Genomic DNA, 14,966 nt, shown 5'->3' with positions numbered 1-14,966 from the left:
ACCTCTACTTTCCCCTTCCTTTTCAAAGCAGACAACCACAGTGACTCACGGAATTAGTAATCAATTAACATTCACTATCAACGGTGAACTGGTTTGCCTCAAAAATGCCGACCCCACGCGCACCCTGCTGGAATACTTGCGCCAGAGCGATCGCATGGGCACCAAAGAAGGCTGTGGCGATGGCGATTGTGGAGCCTGCACCGTGGCGTTGATTGGCAAGGGGGCAGACGGCAAACCCCACTATCAAGCTGTTAATAGCTGCCTGATTCCCCTGGGCGCGATCGGCGATCGCGAAGTGATTACCGTGGAAGGGGTGGCAAACGGACAATTGCATCCTGTGCAAGCTGCCATGGTGCAACTGGGCGGTTCCCAATGTGGCTACTGCACTCCTGGCTTTATCATCAGTTTGTTTGCTGCTTATTACGATCGCGCCCTAGATGACCTGGCGATTGAAGGCAATCTCTGTCGCTGCACGGGCTATCTGCCGATTCGTCGTGCGGCTCAACAGGTGGCAGCACAGTCGAGTGAAATCAGCGATCCCTTTAGTCACGCCCTAGAACAAGCAGCGGTTGATTTATTGCCTGTCCACTATGGTAACGGCGATCGCCAGTTTCATCGCCCCGTTCAGCTTGCCGAGGTGTTCACCTTGCTGCAACAATACCCAGATGCGACTCTCGTTGCTGGTGCCACCGATTTAGGTCTGGAACTCAGTTGGCATCGGCAAAATTACTCCGTGATGATCTCATTAGAAGCGGTGACAGAACTCCAAACGCTGGAGCAAACAGCAGACTGGGTTGAAATTGGGGCTGCTGTGCCGTTGAGCCATATTGAAGCCAACTTGCACGGCGTGTTTCCTAGTTTGGATGAAATGCTGCACTGGTTTGCAGCGCGACAGGTGCGAAATCGGGCAACGTTGGGCGGCAATATTGTTACTGCGTCGCCCATTGGGGACTTGCCGCCTGTGCTGCTGTCCTTAAATGCGGAGTTGCGGCTTGCCAGTGCTAGCGGTTCGCGAATTTTGCCCTTAGCAGATTTCTTTAAGGGATATCGCCAAACCGATTTGCAACCCGGTGAGGTGATTGTCTCGATTGTGATTCCGAAAACGCTTACTGCTGGAGCCGTGCGCCGTTTGAGTCAGTCCTATAAAATTGGCAAGCGCGGCACGGATGATATCAGCATTGTGGCGGCAGCATTCACGATCGACTTGGACGATCGCCATCAGATTCTTCAGGCGCGGCTTGCCTATGGTGGTGTGGCAGCAACTCCCGCACAGGCGATCTCGGTGGAACAATTCCTCATCGGCAAGCCCTGGAATCATGCCACTGTGCAACAGGCAAAACCATTACTGAGCGAAGCATTTACGCCGCTTACGGATTTACGGGGCAGTGCGGATTATCGCCAACGACTGATCGTGAATTTGTTTGAAAAATTCTTTGTTGAAATGGGTAGCCTTACCGACGCAGTAGAGGTTTAGTCATGAATATGCCCAGCAAACCAAGTCGCAACCGCCGCCATGAAAGCGCAGAACATCACGTTAGCGGCAAGGCGATCTACACCGATGATCAGCGATCGCCTGCCGGAACACTGTCGCTCTATCCGGTGCTGTCTCCCTACGCCTGCGCCAAAATTCTCAAGATTGATACTCAGCCTGCCTATGCCATTCCTGGAGTCGTCACGGTGCTGACGGCGGCGGATATTCCGGGTGAAAATGACACGGGCACAATTGTCCACGATGAGCCGCTGTTGCCCACCGAGGTCGTCAGCTATTGGGGGCAAGCCGTAGTCTGGGTTGTGGGCGAAACGGAAGATGCGGCAAGGCAGGGTGCGGAAAAAGTTGTAGTAGAGTACGAACCACAAGCACCGATCGCCACGATTCAGCAGGCGATCGCGCTCAACAGTGTCCATAATCAGCCCCAAGTCTGCCGTCGCGGAGAGCCAGAACCCGCTCTGCTCACTGCCGCGCACGTTCTAGAAGGTGACTTGGAAATGAACGGGCAAGATCATTTTTATCTAGAAACCCAAACCAGTTGGGTAATTCCCGATGGCGAGGGCAATTACCAGGTGTATTGCTCGACCCAACATCCCAGCGAAACGCAAATTATTGTGGCGCGAGTGTTGGGCATTGCGAACAATCGCGTGGTGGTCACCTGTTTAAGAATGGGCGGTGGTTTTGGCGGTAAGGAATCTCAGGCAAACCCACCCGCTGCGATCGCCGCGATCGCGGCTTATAAAACGGGTCGTCCGGTGCGAGTGCGGCTACGGCGACACCATGACATAATCTTGACAGGTAAACGGCATGGGTTCTTAGGGCAATATAAAGTCGGCTTTGATGCAGAAGGCAAACTGCTTGCCTTAGACCTTGCCCTGTATGCCGATGGCGGCTGGAGCCTGGATTTGTCGCCGCCGGTGCTGCTGAGAGCAATGCTGCATGTCGATAATGCCTACTACATTCCTCATGTGGAAATTCGGGGGCAAATTGCCAAAACTCACCGCGTTTCTAATACCGCGTTTCGAGGGTTTGGTGGACCGCAAGGCATGTTGATGATCGAAGAAATTATGGATCGAATCGCGCGATCGCTAAACCTGCCGCCTGATATTGTACGAGAACGTAACTTCTATCACGGTACGGGCGAAACCAACACTACTTTTTATGGACAGGAAATTTTAGATAATCGGATTGCGCGAGTGTGGAACGAGGCAAAAAACAATGCGAACTATGCAGAACGGGCGATCGCGATTGAGCAATTCAACCAGGCAAATCCCTACAAAAAGCGTGGCATTGCAATTACGCCCGTCAAATTTGGCATCTCCTTTAACAAGGTGCAATACAACCAGGCAGGCGCGTTGATCTTGGTCTATACCGATGGCAGCATTCAGCTAAATCATGGCGGTACTGAGATGGGTCAAGGGTTGCATACTAAAATGCTGCAAGTGGCGGCTAAAACTCTGGGCGTGAACAGCGATCGCTTCCGCCTCATGCCCACCAGTACCGACAAAGTGCCCAATACCTCCGCGACAGCCGCATCCAGTGGGGCGGATTTAAATGGGCAAGCCGTCAAAGATGCCTGTGAAACCCTGAAAGCGCGATTGGCACCGATCGCCGCGAAACTACTCAATCTCGATACACCCAATGATTTGATCTTCGAGGACGATTGGATCTATTGCCGCACCGATCGCAGCAGTTCCATTCTGTTCAATGCCGTGGTCAGAGAAGCATACAGCGATCGCGTTTCCCTCTCTGTCACAGGCTACTACCGCACTCCAGACATCCATTGGGATTATCAAACCAATCAGGGCAAACCGTTTTACTACTTTTCCTACGGAGCCGCCGTCAGTGAAGTAGAAGTGGATGGCTTTACGGGCACCTTCAAACTGCGACAAGTCGATATTGTGCATGATGTCGGAGAATCTTTGAATCCCTTAGTCGATCAAGGACAGGTGGAAGGCGGCTTTGTCCAAGGGTTGGGCTGGCTCACGATGGAAGAACTCGTGTGGGATGACCAAGCTCGACTCCGCACCTACGCCCCCAGCACCTACAAAATCCCCACGGTCAGCGAAATCCCCGAACACTTTAAAGTCCATCTGCTGGAACGAGCCTCCCAAGACGGCACCATTTACGGCAGCAAAGCGGTAGGCGAACCACCCTTGATGCTGGCGTTTTCAGTGCGGGAATCGATTCGAGCAGCCGTTGCCGCATTTGGCGATCGCCCTACCCAAGTCAGCCTCGCCATTCCCGCCACTCCTGAAGCCACCTTGAAGGCAATTGATCAGGTGCGATCGCTATAGAAAATCTAAATACTGTGTTCAAAGTAAAGCAGTTTTACGAGGGTCTAACAACTCGATTGGATCGGATTCTTAAAAGTTGGTGGGTGTTGTAGCAAAGGTGGACAGTTGCTGCCCAACTGGGAGATTAACTGGCTCTGCTTGTCTATGGGATATAGCAACGGATGAATAGGTTAGGACACAAAGATCCTTGAGGAATTAAGAATAACGGACAGTTGTTGTCTTGACCTTTCCTCGTACTGCTTACCTTTAAAGCTGGACTATTAGCCCAGTAAGCCAGTTTCGTTAACAAGCTCCAGAATGCTGCTGTATAAAGGTTCTGCAACCCAAAATCCAGCTTCATGGATCAATGCATCCAATAGAGGCTTTACCTCAGCGATCAAGCCTTGACTTTTCGCTTCGACCAAGATTCCCAAAATGCCTACGTATCGGAGGTTCAATCTGTTTGCTACAAGCCGACCCCGACGTTCATCAATCAAAACTTGATCGGCTTGAATTTCAAATGCTAGGGCGATCGCTTCAGCTTCTCCAATGTCAAGTTCAGCGCTCAATGCTTCGATCAGAGTACGATCTTTAACAGCACAAGTTTGAATCCAATCAAAAGTTTTTACTTCAGTCGCACCTGCAACAGGACAATTGGGGTCGGTTAGTTCTCGATAAACAGCTTCGGGAATAACAACTGTTCCGTAGAGTTGATGAAGGAGATAGAGGTGATTGATTGCAGCAAGATTGTTGATGGGTGATGTGTCACTGACAATCATCACAATCTGCCCACCTCTCGTAAGTTTTGAATATCTTGCTCAAAATCTTCTATCCCATAATGCACTGGGATATGACGACTAGCAAGGAGGTGCTGAAATGCGACACGGTGCATTTCAGCAAATCGACTGGCTTGAGCAAGGGTAAGCTTCTCCTGCTGAAAGAGCATGACAGCAATTTCTTGCCGCATTTCAGCCTCAGTCATGCGAGTTGCGGTTAAAACTTCGTTAGGGACAACAACACTCATTGCTAAATTCCTCGCTATTCTCTCTATTTTACGTTTTGAGCCAGCCCATGATCTCAATCATCAGGAAACTGCCAGCAAGAGATGTATTCTACGAGGTCACTGCTGCAATCAGGACAACTAACTGGAGTAGAAGCCACCCATAATATTGGGGCGATCGCCCCACCCAAGTTACTTTGGCAATTCCCGCCACACCCGAAGCCACCTTAAAGGCAATTGATCAGGTGCGATCGTTGTAGCTATACCCATCTGAAAATATACAGAAAATTTCAGTGTAATTGCCAAGAAAGGGATGTTAGCCCGAAACGTTCTGGATAACATCCTTAAATGGGACACTTACCCAAAATTTCAGTTTAAAGTACTCAGTTTAAAGTACTGTTAGACCGCTGGGTAGTTAGGCTTATCTAAAATATCCCGCGCAAGGACAAATGTTGTTTTCGGCTACTTAAGAGTAACGCTATGAAAACGTATGAGTAATTTTAGTAACAAGTGGAGTTGGGGATTCAAAGATAAAACTGGTTTTGATTTTCTACAATTGTTTCTCTTTCCTCTACTCCTAGCCATTGGAGGATACTTCTTCCAATACTTTCAACAAGGAATTGCAGATGAACGATATCGAGAAGAAGCACTTCAGTCATATTACAAAGATATGCGTGAATTAATGCTGGAGAAAAAGCTGAACGTTGCCACCTCACGAGACCAGGTAAGAAGTATTGCTCGTGCTAGAACTTTATCTGTACTAAGACGACTAGATACACAAAGAAGAGGGCTTCTAACTCTTTTTCTAAAAGAATCCGACTTGATTGTATTGAAAACAGACGATAAAAGGAACTTAATAAAAGATAAAGATGGTAAATTAATCGATCAAATAGGCATTATTTCTATGAGTGGTGCTAACTTGGCAAGTGCCGATTTGAGAGATATGGATCTGAGACAGGTCAGCTTTTGGTATGCAAGATTAATGAATTCTCAACTACAGGGAGCCGATCTTAGAAAAGCTAACTTAGGCAAAGCAAATTTGGAAGGGGCAAACTTAAACGGTGCTAATTTAGAAGGCGCACATCTAGACGGTGCTAATTTAAAGGGTGCAAATCTAGACAGTGCTAATTTAGAAGGCGCACATCTAGACGGCGCTGATCTAAGTCAAGCTAGTATGCGAGGAATAAAGTTTTGTAAAACTATCATGTCAGATAAAACAATCAAAAGTGATGATAACTGCAAGATGAAAGATGATAACTGAAAGTAGTACATTTGATCTCGAGGTGAATGGGCAAGGGTTTATTCTCAAGCCCGATCTCTAGTCTTCATTCGCCCTTGGGAGATGCTCTTGATAGATATCCCACTTCTCAAGCTCAAACATAGCAGGTATGGGGGCAATTCCCATCTTAATTTGCTTGTGAGATATCATTTAAAGAGTTTATGGAAGTAGCGTAGTATCAGGAGTCAGCGTATGCAGGCAATCCTTCTAAGTCGGGAAGAAGTCGCTCGACGTGCAGAACAATTGTATGAAAGCAGAATCCGTCAAGAAGTGGAAATCGAAGAAAACATCGGCAAGATGGTCATCATTGATATTGAGACAGGTGACTATAAAGTTGATGAAAATGGCTTACGCGCTGCTGATTACCTGAGCGAGAAACATCCCAATGCCCGACTCTTTGGAATCAAAATCGGGTACAACGTCGGTGCTGCTTTTGGTGGCGGTGTCATGGAGCGTGTGGTTAAGTAATTTCGGGGATTGTGGATGATGGACACGCGATAATTTACCATTCCATTTCGGATTTCCAATCGCGCTGACTTCCCAATTGAGTTTGTGATAGATACAGGATTTACAGATGAGCTTTGTCTACCTCCCGAAGCGGTTGCGTTACTCAATCTTCCTTTCAAGCATGATATGCGTGTGAATTTAGCAGATAACAGCCGAGTGATATTGCCAGTCCATAAGGCGATTATTCTTTGGAACGGAGAGGAGCGAGAGGTTCGTGTTTTTGCTACAGGACGGCGACCCCTGGTTGGCACTGCTTTGCTAGACGGGCATGAGCTTGTGATCCAATTTACAGAGGGTGGATTGGTCACTATTGACGACTTGTAGTTGTTTGCATTGGTGCAAACGCAGGCTAACAAGATCACACTGGCGCAATGACACCAAATATTGTGGCGATCGGCTTCTGCGATCGCTAAAGCACCATTCATTCGCACGATACAATGGGTTGAAGCATCTGCATTGTTCATGCAGCCTAGGGGAGATGAATCACGCATGGGAAGAGTCGTCGGCATAGACTTAGGAACTACGAACTCCGTGGTTTCGGTAATGGAAGGGGGAAAACCAGTAGTGATTGCGAGCGCAGAGGGAATGCGAACCACCCCTTCTGTCGTTGGCTTTAGCAAAGATGGCGAACGCCTTGTAGGGCAAATGGCGCGACGACAATCAGTACTTGATCCGCAAAATACTTTTTTTGGCGTAAAGCGTTACATCGGGCGCAAGTACGCGGAACTGACCCCAGAATCCAAGCGGGTTCCTTACACCATTCGCAAAGACGATTTGGGCAATGTCAAAATCAAGTGCCCTCGATTGGAGCGAGATTTTGCACCGGAAGAAGTGCAATCAATGATCTTAAAAAAGCTAGCCGATGAAGCCAGTCGCTATCTGGGAGAGCCAATTACGGGCGCAGTGATTACTGTCCCCGCTTACTTCAATGACTCGCAGCGACAAGCGACTCGTGATGCAGGGCGGATTGCGGGTCTAGAAGTGAAGCGAATTTTGAACGAACCCACAGCCGCTTCCCTTGCCTATGGACTCGATCGCCAAATTAGCCAAACGATCCTGGTTTTCGATCTGGGCGGCGGCACCTTTGATGTCTCGATTTTAGATGTGGGCGATGGCGTATTTGAAGTCAAAGCGACCTCTGGTGATACCCAGCTAGGCGGCAATGATTTTGATAAAAAAATTGTGGATTGGCTAGCGGAAAAGTTTATTGAACAAGAAGGGATTGATTTAAGGCGCGATCGCCAAGCTCTGCAACGTCTGACGGAAGCTGCTGAGAAAGCTAAAATTGAGCTTTCGGGTGTCACGATTACCGAAATCAACCTCCCTTTTATTACTGCCACCGCAGATGGACCCAAACATCTCGAAACCCGCCTCACCCGTGCCGAGTTTGAAGGCTTCTGTGGAGATTTGCTCACCCGTATTCGCGGTCCCGTGCGGCAAGCGCTCAAAGATGCAGGCATGAGTCCGGTTCAAATTGATGAAGTGGTTTTGGTGGGCGGTTCTAGCCGGATTCCCATCGTGCAGCAATTGGTTCGCAGCTTTATTGACAAACAGCCCAACCAAAATGTGAATCCCGATGAAGTGGTAGCAGTCGGCGCAGCGATTCAAGCGGGTATCTTGGCAGGCGAAGTTAAAGATATTTTGCTGCTGGATGTGACCCCGCTTTCTTTTGGGTTAGAAACCATTGGCGGCTTAATGAAAAAGCTAATTCCTCGCAATACAACCATTCCAGTGCGTCGTTCTGATATTTTTTCCACAGGAGAAGACAATCAAACCCTGGTAGAAATTCATGCCCTGCAAGGGGAGCGCGAGTTAAATACAGGCAACAAATCGTTGGGACGGTTTAAGCTGACGGGCATTCCACCCGCGCCGCGAGGCATTCCCCAAATTCAGGTGTCGTTTGATATTGATGCCAATGGCATTTTGCAAGTCACTGCCATGGATCGCACCACCGGGCGAGAACAAGGGATCACTATTCAGGGCGCTTCGACGCTGAGTGAAGCAGAAGTGCAGCGAATGATGCGGGATGCTCAAGAATCGGCTGCCAGCGATCGCATGAAGAAAGAAAAAGTCCAAAAACGCAATGATGCCGAATCCTTGATCTTTAAGTCGGAACGGCAACTGCGCGAAGCGACCTTAGATTTTGGGATGCAGTTTGTGAGCAGCTATCGCAGCCGGATTGAAACCACCTCTCGTCAATTGCGGGAAGCTCTGGCTCAAAACGATGAACGCGGTATCGATCGCTTTCAAGCTGATCTGCAAGATGCCTTATATGACCTGACCCGCGAAGTCTATGCGCGCAACAAGCAAGAGGAAGAAGAAGATAGCCTATTGGGTGCGATTAAAAGCTTCTTCACCGATGACGATGATGATTACTACGACTATGACGATCGCCGTGCTGGCTATGGCAACGATCGCTATGGCAATGACCGCTATGGTACGAGCTATGGCACAAACTACGGCTACGGCAGCTTGTCTCGCGGCAGCGAACCTCCGCGATATGGTGGGGCAGATCGGCGGGAGAGCGATCGCTGGGATAGTGCCCCCCGCACGAACGATCGCTGGGATACTGCTCCTCCCCGCGATATCAGCCGGGACAGCAATCCGCCTAATCGCATCAATGACCGCGATCGGAATCGGGACAGCAACCGTTCCAATAGCTGGGACAATGAAGATCGGTATGAACCCCGCAAACCGCCTGACCGTTCCGCTTATGATCGAGATCGCCCCAGTGCCCCTCCGCGATCGCCGAGTCGAGATAGCCGCGATCAATATGAACCCCCCAAAGATCGCAACAAGCCAAATTCTCGCAATCCCCGTCCCAACCTAAATCAAGATAATTGGGATGACGACGATGACTGGCTCTAACGGTCTACAGCGATTCGCGATTAGACCACCGCCAACAGCGAACCAATAACCTGCTTCTCTATGCAAAACTTCCGCAACTATTACGACATTTTAGGAGTTCCGAAAGAAACGACCGCTGAAGATCTTAAAAAAGCTTTTCGGCGGCTGGCTCGGCAGTTTCACCCTGATCTGAACCCCAACGATAAAACAGCGGAAGACCGATTTAAGGACATCAACGAAGCTTACGAGGTGTTGTCCGACCCCACCAATCGCAGCAAATATGACCAATATGGGCGCTATTGGAAGCAACGCGGTTTTCAGGAATCTACTCGATCGCCCAGTAGTCGCGGTTGGAATGGTCGTGGGAGCGATCGCGCAGCCCCCGAAGGTATGAACTTTGATGAGTTCAGCGACTTCAATAGCTTTGTGGATCAACTGCTCAATCGCCGCGATGCACCCAGTCCTTCCGGCACCCCCAGAGAATCCTATCGCCCCGGCACTTCCAAAACCAGCTATACCGTTCCTCGCACTGCCCGACGCGATGCCGAAGCCCGCCTCACCGTTCCCCTCGAAAAAGCCTATATAGGTGGTCGAGAGCGCATCCGGCTAGAAGATGGGCGATCGCTGGAAGTGAACATGCCAGCCGGAATGGTGACCGGACAGCGGGTTCGCCTCAAAGGACAGGGGGTCAGCGGCGGCGATCTCTATCTCAAAATTGATGTGTCGCCTCACGCCTTCTTTCAGCTAGATGGCTCCGATATTGTCTGCGAACTGCCCTTAACCCCTAGTGAAGCCGTGCTGGGAAATCCGGTGGAAGTGCCAACCCTAGATGGTCTGGTTAAAATGTCGATTCCGCCCGGTGTCCGCTCTGGGCAGCGATTGCGTTTGGCAAACAAGGGTTATCCCAAAGCCAACGGCACACGCGGCGATCAAATTGTCGAAATTCAAATCGTCATCCCCAAAGAAATCAGCGAACCCGAACGAGAACTCTATGAAAAGCTGCGTCAGCTTGAAACCGCAAATCCCCGCGAGAATTTGCTAACGTGATCGAGCGATCTCGTCTCACTTCACCGTAATCACTTGACCTGTCCGTCATGCATAGGTTAGCAACAGCGTAGCCTGAAAGAGCGATCGCATAACTTGGTCAAAGCGATCGCTCACCGCAATTAAAGTGCGTAGATCGCCACCCCCCCCACTATGGGAAAAGGTAAGAACAATGGCTACCGTCAGAAATGTCAGATTGACCGCAGCAAAAACTGCGGGTGCTGGAAATAATTGGGTCATTACCGTGAAGTATACGGCGAGGTTTAGTCAACAGGAGTGGAGTACAAGCAACTACAACTTCCGCGATTCCTTTCAGTTGTGGGAGGAGGATAATGGGGAGTTTCTTGACAGCACCGATGACGCGATTACGGGGCATGTGGCTGCCTCCACATTCAATCCCAGCGCTGCGATTGTCAACCAAACGCTTACATACAATATCAACGGTGATACTCTGAACAACGACTTGCTTGGGGATGAGAGACTCTATGCTGTTGTCCGGTTGCGGAACATGGACTTGAACATACGGCATCAAGGGAAAAGTCAGATATTGGTGCTCGCAGTGTAGAAGCGGAATGGCTCGTCTGCCAATCTCTTTTTAAGGGGTGCGGCTTTTCGCCTCGCCTCTTAATCTACTACCAAAATAATGCAAAAAGATGGAGTAACCAAACACGCACTTTGAGGAGGGCGATCGACTCCCTCAGCTAAAATAAAGGGATAAAGTTAAAACGAGGTCAAGCCTATGGCTGTTCAGCAACTTCGCTACAGCAAAGAGGAAGGCAATCATGGCAAAATTGTGGCGATTTGCCAGGAATTATTATTGACACATTAGGAGACGAGAGTGAGCAAACTAGTCCTTGAGATTTCAAACGATGTTGCAGAATCTCTTCAGCTTCCGCCTACAGAACGCCTCTCACGTGTACAGCGGGAATTGGCAATTCGTTTATATCAAAAAGGGTTACTTTCCTTTGGGAAAGCACGTGAGCTAGCACAAATGACAAAATGGGAGTTTCATTCACTACTTGGAGATGAAGCAATTGAGCGGAGTTACGATTTAGAAGAATTGGAAAATGACTTAAATACACTGGAGCAGTTAGATTGAGAGCCATCAGCAACTCTTCTGTCTTGATTGCTCTCAGCAGTATCAGTCAACTGTCTATACTAATGCAGCGATTTCCAGGCGGAATTCTGATTCCACAGGCAGTCTGGTATGAAGTTGTGGAAACTGGAGCAGGGCGGGTAGGGGCGATAGAAGTTGCAGCAGGCTTAAACCTTTGGCTGTCCGTTCAAGAAGTGGAAAATAAGACTCTAATATCAGTGCTACGGCAGGATCTGGATCAGGGTGAAGCAGAGGCGATCGCATTATTGCTTGAGCAGCCTTCAGAAGCTCTGTTGCTGGATGAAAAGAAAGCGCGACAAATTGCACGACGCATGAATTTACCGATACTTGGTACGTTAGGTCTCTTGATTTGGGCGAAACGGCAAGGAGTAGTTGTTGACTTGCAAGAACAGTTTGATGCCTTGCGAACTGCGGCTAAATTTCGTTTGAGTCAGCAGGTTTATGACGAAGCTCTCAGACAAGTTGAGGAATTGCAGTAGTTCCAGGGCGATGGTGTTGAGTTCGAGGTTATCTGCCGTCGCTAATTTGCGTCGTTACGAGGATGAATAGTGTTGCTCATTCCCGATTAGCACAAGCTGTGGAATGGAGTTCATCAGTGATACGTCAGTCATTACAAGCCTAGTTGCCATCCATCATTTTCATCTACTTCAACAGCTTGACGATCGCGTTCTGATTCCAGAAGCCGTCTATCGTGAATAAGCAACTCGATAAAGGGTTAAGCTACGCCATATTGCTTGAACCAGGCTTGCAGCCGTTTCCAACCGTCTTCTGCGGGTTGCTGGCGGTAGCTGGGGCGATAGTCTGCAAAGAAAGCATGGGGAGCTTCTGGGTAAACGATGATCTGAGAGGGTGCCGAAAGCTCTTTCAATGCCGATCGCATTTGCTCTACCGTTGAAACCGGAATGCCAGTATCTTGTCCGCCGTAAAGTCCGAGGACAGGGGTTTTGATCAACGTAACTAGATCAATCGGGTACTGGGGCTGGAGCGGGGTGCGATCGCCGACCAATCGTCCATACCAAGCAACGCCTGCCTTCACCTGCGGATTGTGGGCAGCATAGAGCCAGGTAATGCGTCCGCCCCAGCAAAATCCAGTAATGCCCAAACGAGCAGCATCCCCTTTGCTCCGCTGTTTTGCCCATGCCACGGTAGCATCAAGATCAGATAGCACCTGAGTATCTGGAACTTTGGCAACGATGGGGCGGATCTGATCGACACTGCTGAGTTTGGCAACATCTCCCTGGCGGACAAAGAGTTCAGGCGCGATCGCAAGATAACCCAGTTTGGCAAAACGGCGACAAACATCCTGGATATGCTCGTGTACACCAAAAATTTCCTGAATCACCAAAACGATGGGAAAAGAATTACCTTTTGCAGGCATTGCCCGATAAGCCGGGATCGTGCCACTTGCCACCGGAATTTGCACCGATCCAACGGTTAATCCATCAGGACTGGTCTGAATCGTTTTTGCAAGAATAGGCTGTACCGCAAGCGCAAAGCCAGATGTGAGAGTTGCGGTAACGAGTTGCCTGCGGGTTAAGGGCAGCTTGAACCGAGAAAACAAGGAACGATCGCTCATGATTTTTGACGCATGGAAAGTGGATATAACCCAAATTGTAGAAGACAACAAAATGTTGGGTTCTTTGAATCAGCCGTGGTGTGACAGGATGAGGGCGATCGCCAACGTTGCACCTGCCTTCACCGATTGATTTACATAGCTTGACTCAGGCAACAGCCTTGATATTAGCGCACTAACTTGACGGGCGATCGGCTGGGAGTTAGCCCAAACTCCAGCGGCAAAAACATCGATCGCCCAGTCATTTCGACAGGTTGGGGCAGCTTCAAAATCTCCAGAATGGTCGGGGCAATATCTGAGAGACGACCATCCTCACGCAGACTAACATCCGTGCCGTGTCCTGGAATCTTGCGTCCTTCCCCTTCGACCAAAATGAAGGGCACTGGGTTGGTCGTATGGGCAGTCCAGGGATTGCCGTGTTCATCCCACATGACCTCGGCATTCCCATGATCAGAAATAATGATGGTGGTTCCACCCGCCCGGATGATGCTTTCTAGTAAGCGACCGAGGCACCGATCCACGGCTTCTAGCGCATCAACAGTCGCATCCATTTTGCCAGTATGCCCCACCATATCTGGGTTGGCGTAGTTCAGCACAATCATAGAGTAAATCTGCTTTTCCACTGCCGCGATCGCCACATCCGTTAACGCTGCCGCAGACATTGCAGGCGCGCGATCGTAAGTTGCCACTTGAGGGCTTGGCACCATTTCCCGGTCTTCTCCAACAAATGGGTCTTCAATCCCGCCATTAAAAAAGTAGGTCACATGAGCATACTTTTCAGTTTCAGCCGCACGAAACTGCCGCAGCCCGTGCTGAGAAACAACCTGACCCAAAATATTATTCAGATTCTGTGGCTCAAAGGCAACCCGTACCGGAAAGTGAGAATCATATTGAGTAAAAGTTGCGAAGGCAAGTGGCTGAATCAGTTCTCGTTCAAACCCCTGAAATTTAGGATCAACCAATGCTTGAGTGAGTTGACGGGCGCGATCGGGTCGGAAGTTATAAAACACCACCCCATCTCCCGGCTGAATTGCTCCCGGTGCAATCCGAGTCGGCACAATGAACTCGTCTTTAATATCTGCATCATAGGAAGCCTGCATCACTTCTAGCACCGATCGCCCATCGCCTTCTCCATCTTGAGTCATCACCTTATAGGCTTTTTCCACCCGATCCCAGCGGCGATCTCGATCCATGGCATAATATCGACCGCTGAGGGTAACAATTCGCCCAACCCCAGCAGCATCAATATAATCCACAATCTGCTGCACATAGTTTTTGCCAGAATCAGGCAATGTATCGCGCCCATCGGTAACGACATGAATGCAAACCTCTAAAACTTTCTGATCCTTTGCCATATCCATCAGCCCGAATAGATGAGACAGATGAGAATGAACCCCTCCGTCCGAGCAAAGACCAATTAAGTGCAGCTTGCCCTGATTTTGCTTCACGGCTTGGTAAAGCTTGACCAACGCCGAATTGCTCAGCAGGGTGCCATCTTCCACGGCATCAGAAATCCGCACGAGTTCTTGAGGCACCACGCGACCCGCACCAATATTCAAATGCCCCACTTCTGAGTTGCCCATCTGACCATCGGGCAAGCCCACATCTTTGCCAGCCGTGCGAATGGTCGTATGCGGATAGGCAGCCCAAAGACTATCTATCACGGGAGTTTTGGCGGCGGCTACAGCATTACCATCCGCATCTTCACGATATCCCCAGCCATCTAAAATGACCAGCACTACTGGAGAAACGGACGCTTGAGCCATACAATACTAAGCCCTCTTCAATCAAGTGAATTTCTCCGAAATCATAGCATTGCTGTTGGCTGTCATAA

General features: G+C 49.5%; 16 protein-coding genes. 11 read left to right on the top strand and 5 right to left on the bottom strand.

Annotation, left to right across the window (positions count from 1 at the left end; genetic code table 11):
* Nucleotides 1–40: 40 nt before the first annotated feature.
* The gene (gene xdhA / locus AB3R30_RS00735) at nucleotides 41–1,474 is read left to right on the top strand and encodes a xanthine dehydrogenase small subunit (protein WP_458647216.1); all 1,434 of its coding nucleotides are present in this window, start codon (nucleotides 41–43) and stop codon (nucleotides 1,472–1,474) included.
* A gap of 2 nt (nucleotides 1,475–1,476) precedes the next feature.
* Nucleotides 1,477–3,786 (top strand): xanthine dehydrogenase molybdopterin binding subunit, encoded by a 2,310-nt coding sequence (gene xdhB / locus AB3R30_RS00730; RefSeq protein ID WP_458647215.1) that lies wholly within the window; start codon nucleotides 1,477–1,479, stop codon nucleotides 3,784–3,786.
* Between the two features lie 260 nt (nucleotides 3,787–4,046).
* Here the strand turns inward: xdhB and AB3R30_RS00725 are convergent, their stop codons facing one another.
* Together AB3R30_RS00725 and AB3R30_RS00720 are read right to left on the bottom strand one after the other, a co-directional pair.
* Complete coding sequence (locus AB3R30_RS00725) at nucleotides 4,047–4,544, bottom strand: DUF3368 domain-containing protein (RefSeq protein ID WP_458647214.1); 498 nt, start codon at nucleotides 4,542–4,544, stop codon at nucleotides 4,047–4,049.
* Nucleotides 4,544–4,789, bottom strand: coding sequence for a UPF0175 family protein (locus tag AB3R30_RS00720; protein ID WP_458647213.1), 246 nt, complete (start codon nucleotides 4,787–4,789; stop codon nucleotides 4,544–4,546). The genes AB3R30_RS00725 and AB3R30_RS00720 overlap by 1 nt, the downstream gene beginning before the upstream one ends.
* Before the next feature lie 466 nt (nucleotides 4,790–5,255).
* Between AB3R30_RS00720 and AB3R30_RS00715 the strand changes: the two genes are divergently transcribed.
* From AB3R30_RS00715 to AB3R30_RS00695, 5 genes are all read left to right on the top strand, one after another.
* On the top strand, nucleotides 5,256–6,026 hold the full coding sequence (locus tag AB3R30_RS00715) for a pentapeptide repeat-containing protein (protein WP_458647212.1): 771 nt from the start codon (nucleotides 5,256–5,258) through the stop codon (nucleotides 6,024–6,026).
* Between the two features lie 210 nt (nucleotides 6,027–6,236).
* The gene (locus tag AB3R30_RS00710; protein WP_458647211.1) at nucleotides 6,237–6,512 is read left to right on the top strand and encodes a hypothetical protein; all 276 of its coding nucleotides are present in this window, start codon (nucleotides 6,237–6,239) and stop codon (nucleotides 6,510–6,512) included.
* A gap of 39 nt (nucleotides 6,513–6,551) precedes the next feature.
* A complete protein-coding gene (locus AB3R30_RS00705; protein ID WP_458647372.1) occupies nucleotides 6,552–6,875 on the top strand; it encodes a clan AA aspartic protease in 324 nt (107 codons plus the stop codon).
* A gap of 165 nt (nucleotides 6,876–7,040) precedes the next feature.
* A complete protein-coding gene (gene dnaK / locus AB3R30_RS00700) occupies nucleotides 7,041–9,419 on the top strand; it encodes a molecular chaperone DnaK (RefSeq protein ID WP_458647371.1) in 2,379 nt (792 codons plus the stop codon).
* Nucleotides 9,420–9,479: 60 nt separating this feature from the next.
* Nucleotides 9,480–10,445, top strand: coding sequence for a DnaJ C-terminal domain-containing protein (locus tag AB3R30_RS00695; RefSeq protein WP_458647210.1), 966 nt, complete (start codon nucleotides 9,480–9,482; stop codon nucleotides 10,443–10,445).
* A gap of 45 nt (nucleotides 10,446–10,490) precedes the next feature.
* On the opposite strand, the gene AB3R30_RS00690 is transcribed toward AB3R30_RS00695, so the two are convergent.
* Nucleotides 10,491–10,682 carry a hypothetical protein gene (locus AB3R30_RS00690; RefSeq protein ID WP_458647209.1) on the bottom strand — a complete coding sequence of 64 codons (192 nt, stop codon included), beginning with the start codon at nucleotides 10,680–10,682 and terminating at the stop codon, nucleotides 10,491–10,493.
* A gap of 4 nt (nucleotides 10,683–10,686) precedes the next feature.
* Here AB3R30_RS00690 and AB3R30_RS00685 point away from each other — a divergent pair, with 4 nt between their 5' ends.
* The 3 genes from AB3R30_RS00685 to AB3R30_RS00675 all read left to right on the top strand — a co-directional run bounded on the left by AB3R30_RS00685 (nucleotide 10,687) and on the right by AB3R30_RS00675 (nucleotide 12,038).
* Nucleotides 10,687–11,007 carry a hypothetical protein gene (locus AB3R30_RS00685; RefSeq protein ID WP_458647208.1) on the top strand — a complete coding sequence of 107 codons (321 nt, stop codon included), beginning with the start codon at nucleotides 10,687–10,689 and terminating at the stop codon, nucleotides 11,005–11,007.
* Nucleotides 11,008–11,280: 273 nt separating this feature from the next.
* On the top strand, nucleotides 11,281–11,541 hold the full coding sequence (locus tag AB3R30_RS00680) for a UPF0175 family protein (protein ID WP_458647207.1): 261 nt from the start codon (nucleotides 11,281–11,283) through the stop codon (nucleotides 11,539–11,541).
* 62 nt (nucleotides 11,542–11,603) lie between these two features.
* Nucleotides 11,604–12,038, top strand: coding sequence for a DUF3368 domain-containing protein (locus tag AB3R30_RS00675; RefSeq protein ID WP_458647206.1), 435 nt, complete (start codon nucleotides 11,604–11,606; stop codon nucleotides 12,036–12,038).
* Nucleotides 12,039–12,274: 236 nt separating this feature from the next.
* On the opposite strand, the gene AB3R30_RS00670 is transcribed toward AB3R30_RS00675, so the two are convergent.
* On the bottom strand, nucleotides 12,275–13,135 hold the full coding sequence (locus AB3R30_RS00670; RefSeq protein ID WP_458647205.1) for a dienelactone hydrolase family protein: 861 nt from the start codon (nucleotides 13,133–13,135) through the stop codon (nucleotides 12,275–12,277).
* Here AB3R30_RS00670 and AB3R30_RS00665 point away from each other — a divergent pair.
* A complete protein-coding gene (locus AB3R30_RS00665) occupies nucleotides 13,134–13,265 on the top strand; it encodes a hypothetical protein (RefSeq protein WP_458647204.1) in 132 nt (43 codons plus the stop codon). The genes AB3R30_RS00670 and AB3R30_RS00665 overlap by 2 nt on opposite strands.
* Before the next feature lie 34 nt (nucleotides 13,266–13,299).
* On the opposite strand, the gene gpmI is transcribed toward AB3R30_RS00665, so the two are convergent.
* Nucleotides 13,300–14,898 (bottom strand): 2,3-bisphosphoglycerate-independent phosphoglycerate mutase, encoded by a 1,599-nt coding sequence (gene gpmI / locus AB3R30_RS00660; RefSeq protein ID WP_458647203.1) that lies wholly within the window; start codon nucleotides 14,896–14,898, stop codon nucleotides 13,300–13,302.
* Nucleotides 14,899–14,966 lie beyond the last annotated feature (68 nt).

This window comes from Sivoneniella epilithica UHCC 1019, from assembly GCF_040830845.1.
Taxonomy (GTDB): Bacteria; Cyanobacteriota; Cyanobacteriia; order Leptolyngbyales; family Leptolyngbyaceae; genus ULC077BIN1.
Note: the sequence above shows the minus strand (reverse complement) of the source record. Positions and strands in the feature narration are given on the sequence as shown.

Excerpts from the sequence above, each read along its gene's own strand:
- AB3R30_RS00690 (WP_458647209.1), bottom strand. The coding sequence starts at position 10,682 with ATGACCCAATTATTTCCAGCACCCGCAGTTTTTGCTGCGGTCAATCTG.
- AB3R30_RS00665 (WP_458647204.1), top strand. The coding sequence starts at position 13,134 with ATGATTTTTGACGCATGGAAAGTGGATATAACCCAAATTGTAGAAGAC.
- AB3R30_RS00725 (WP_458647214.1), bottom strand. The coding sequence starts at position 4,544 with ATGATTGTCAGTGACACATCACCCATCAACAATCTTGCTGCAATCAAT.
- AB3R30_RS00675 (WP_458647206.1), top strand. The coding sequence starts at position 11,604 with ATGCAGCGATTTCCAGGCGGAATTCTGATTCCACAGGCAGTCTGGTAT.
- AB3R30_RS00670 (WP_458647205.1), bottom strand. The coding sequence starts at position 13,135 with ATGAGCGATCGTTCCTTGTTTTCTCGGTTCAAGCTGCCCTTAACCCGC.
- AB3R30_RS00710 (WP_458647211.1), top strand. The coding sequence starts at position 6,237 with ATGCAGGCAATCCTTCTAAGTCGGGAAGAAGTCGCTCGACGTGCAGAA.
- AB3R30_RS00720 (WP_458647213.1), bottom strand. The coding sequence starts at position 4,789 with ATGAGTGTTGTTGTCCCTAACGAAGTTTTAACCGCAACTCGCATGACT.
- dnaK (WP_458647371.1), top strand. The coding sequence starts at position 7,041 with ATGGGAAGAGTCGTCGGCATAGACTTAGGAACTACGAACTCCGTGGTT.
- AB3R30_RS00715 (WP_458647212.1), top strand. The coding sequence starts at position 5,256 with ATGAGTAATTTTAGTAACAAGTGGAGTTGGGGATTCAAAGATAAAACT.
- xdhB (WP_458647215.1), top strand. The coding sequence starts at position 1,477 with ATGAATATGCCCAGCAAACCAAGTCGCAACCGCCGCCATGAAAGCGCA.
- gpmI (WP_458647203.1), bottom strand. The coding sequence starts at position 14,898 with ATGGCTCAAGCGTCCGTTTCTCCAGTAGTGCTGGTCATTTTAGATGGC.
- AB3R30_RS00695 (WP_458647210.1), top strand. The coding sequence starts at position 9,480 with ATGCAAAACTTCCGCAACTATTACGACATTTTAGGAGTTCCGAAAGAA.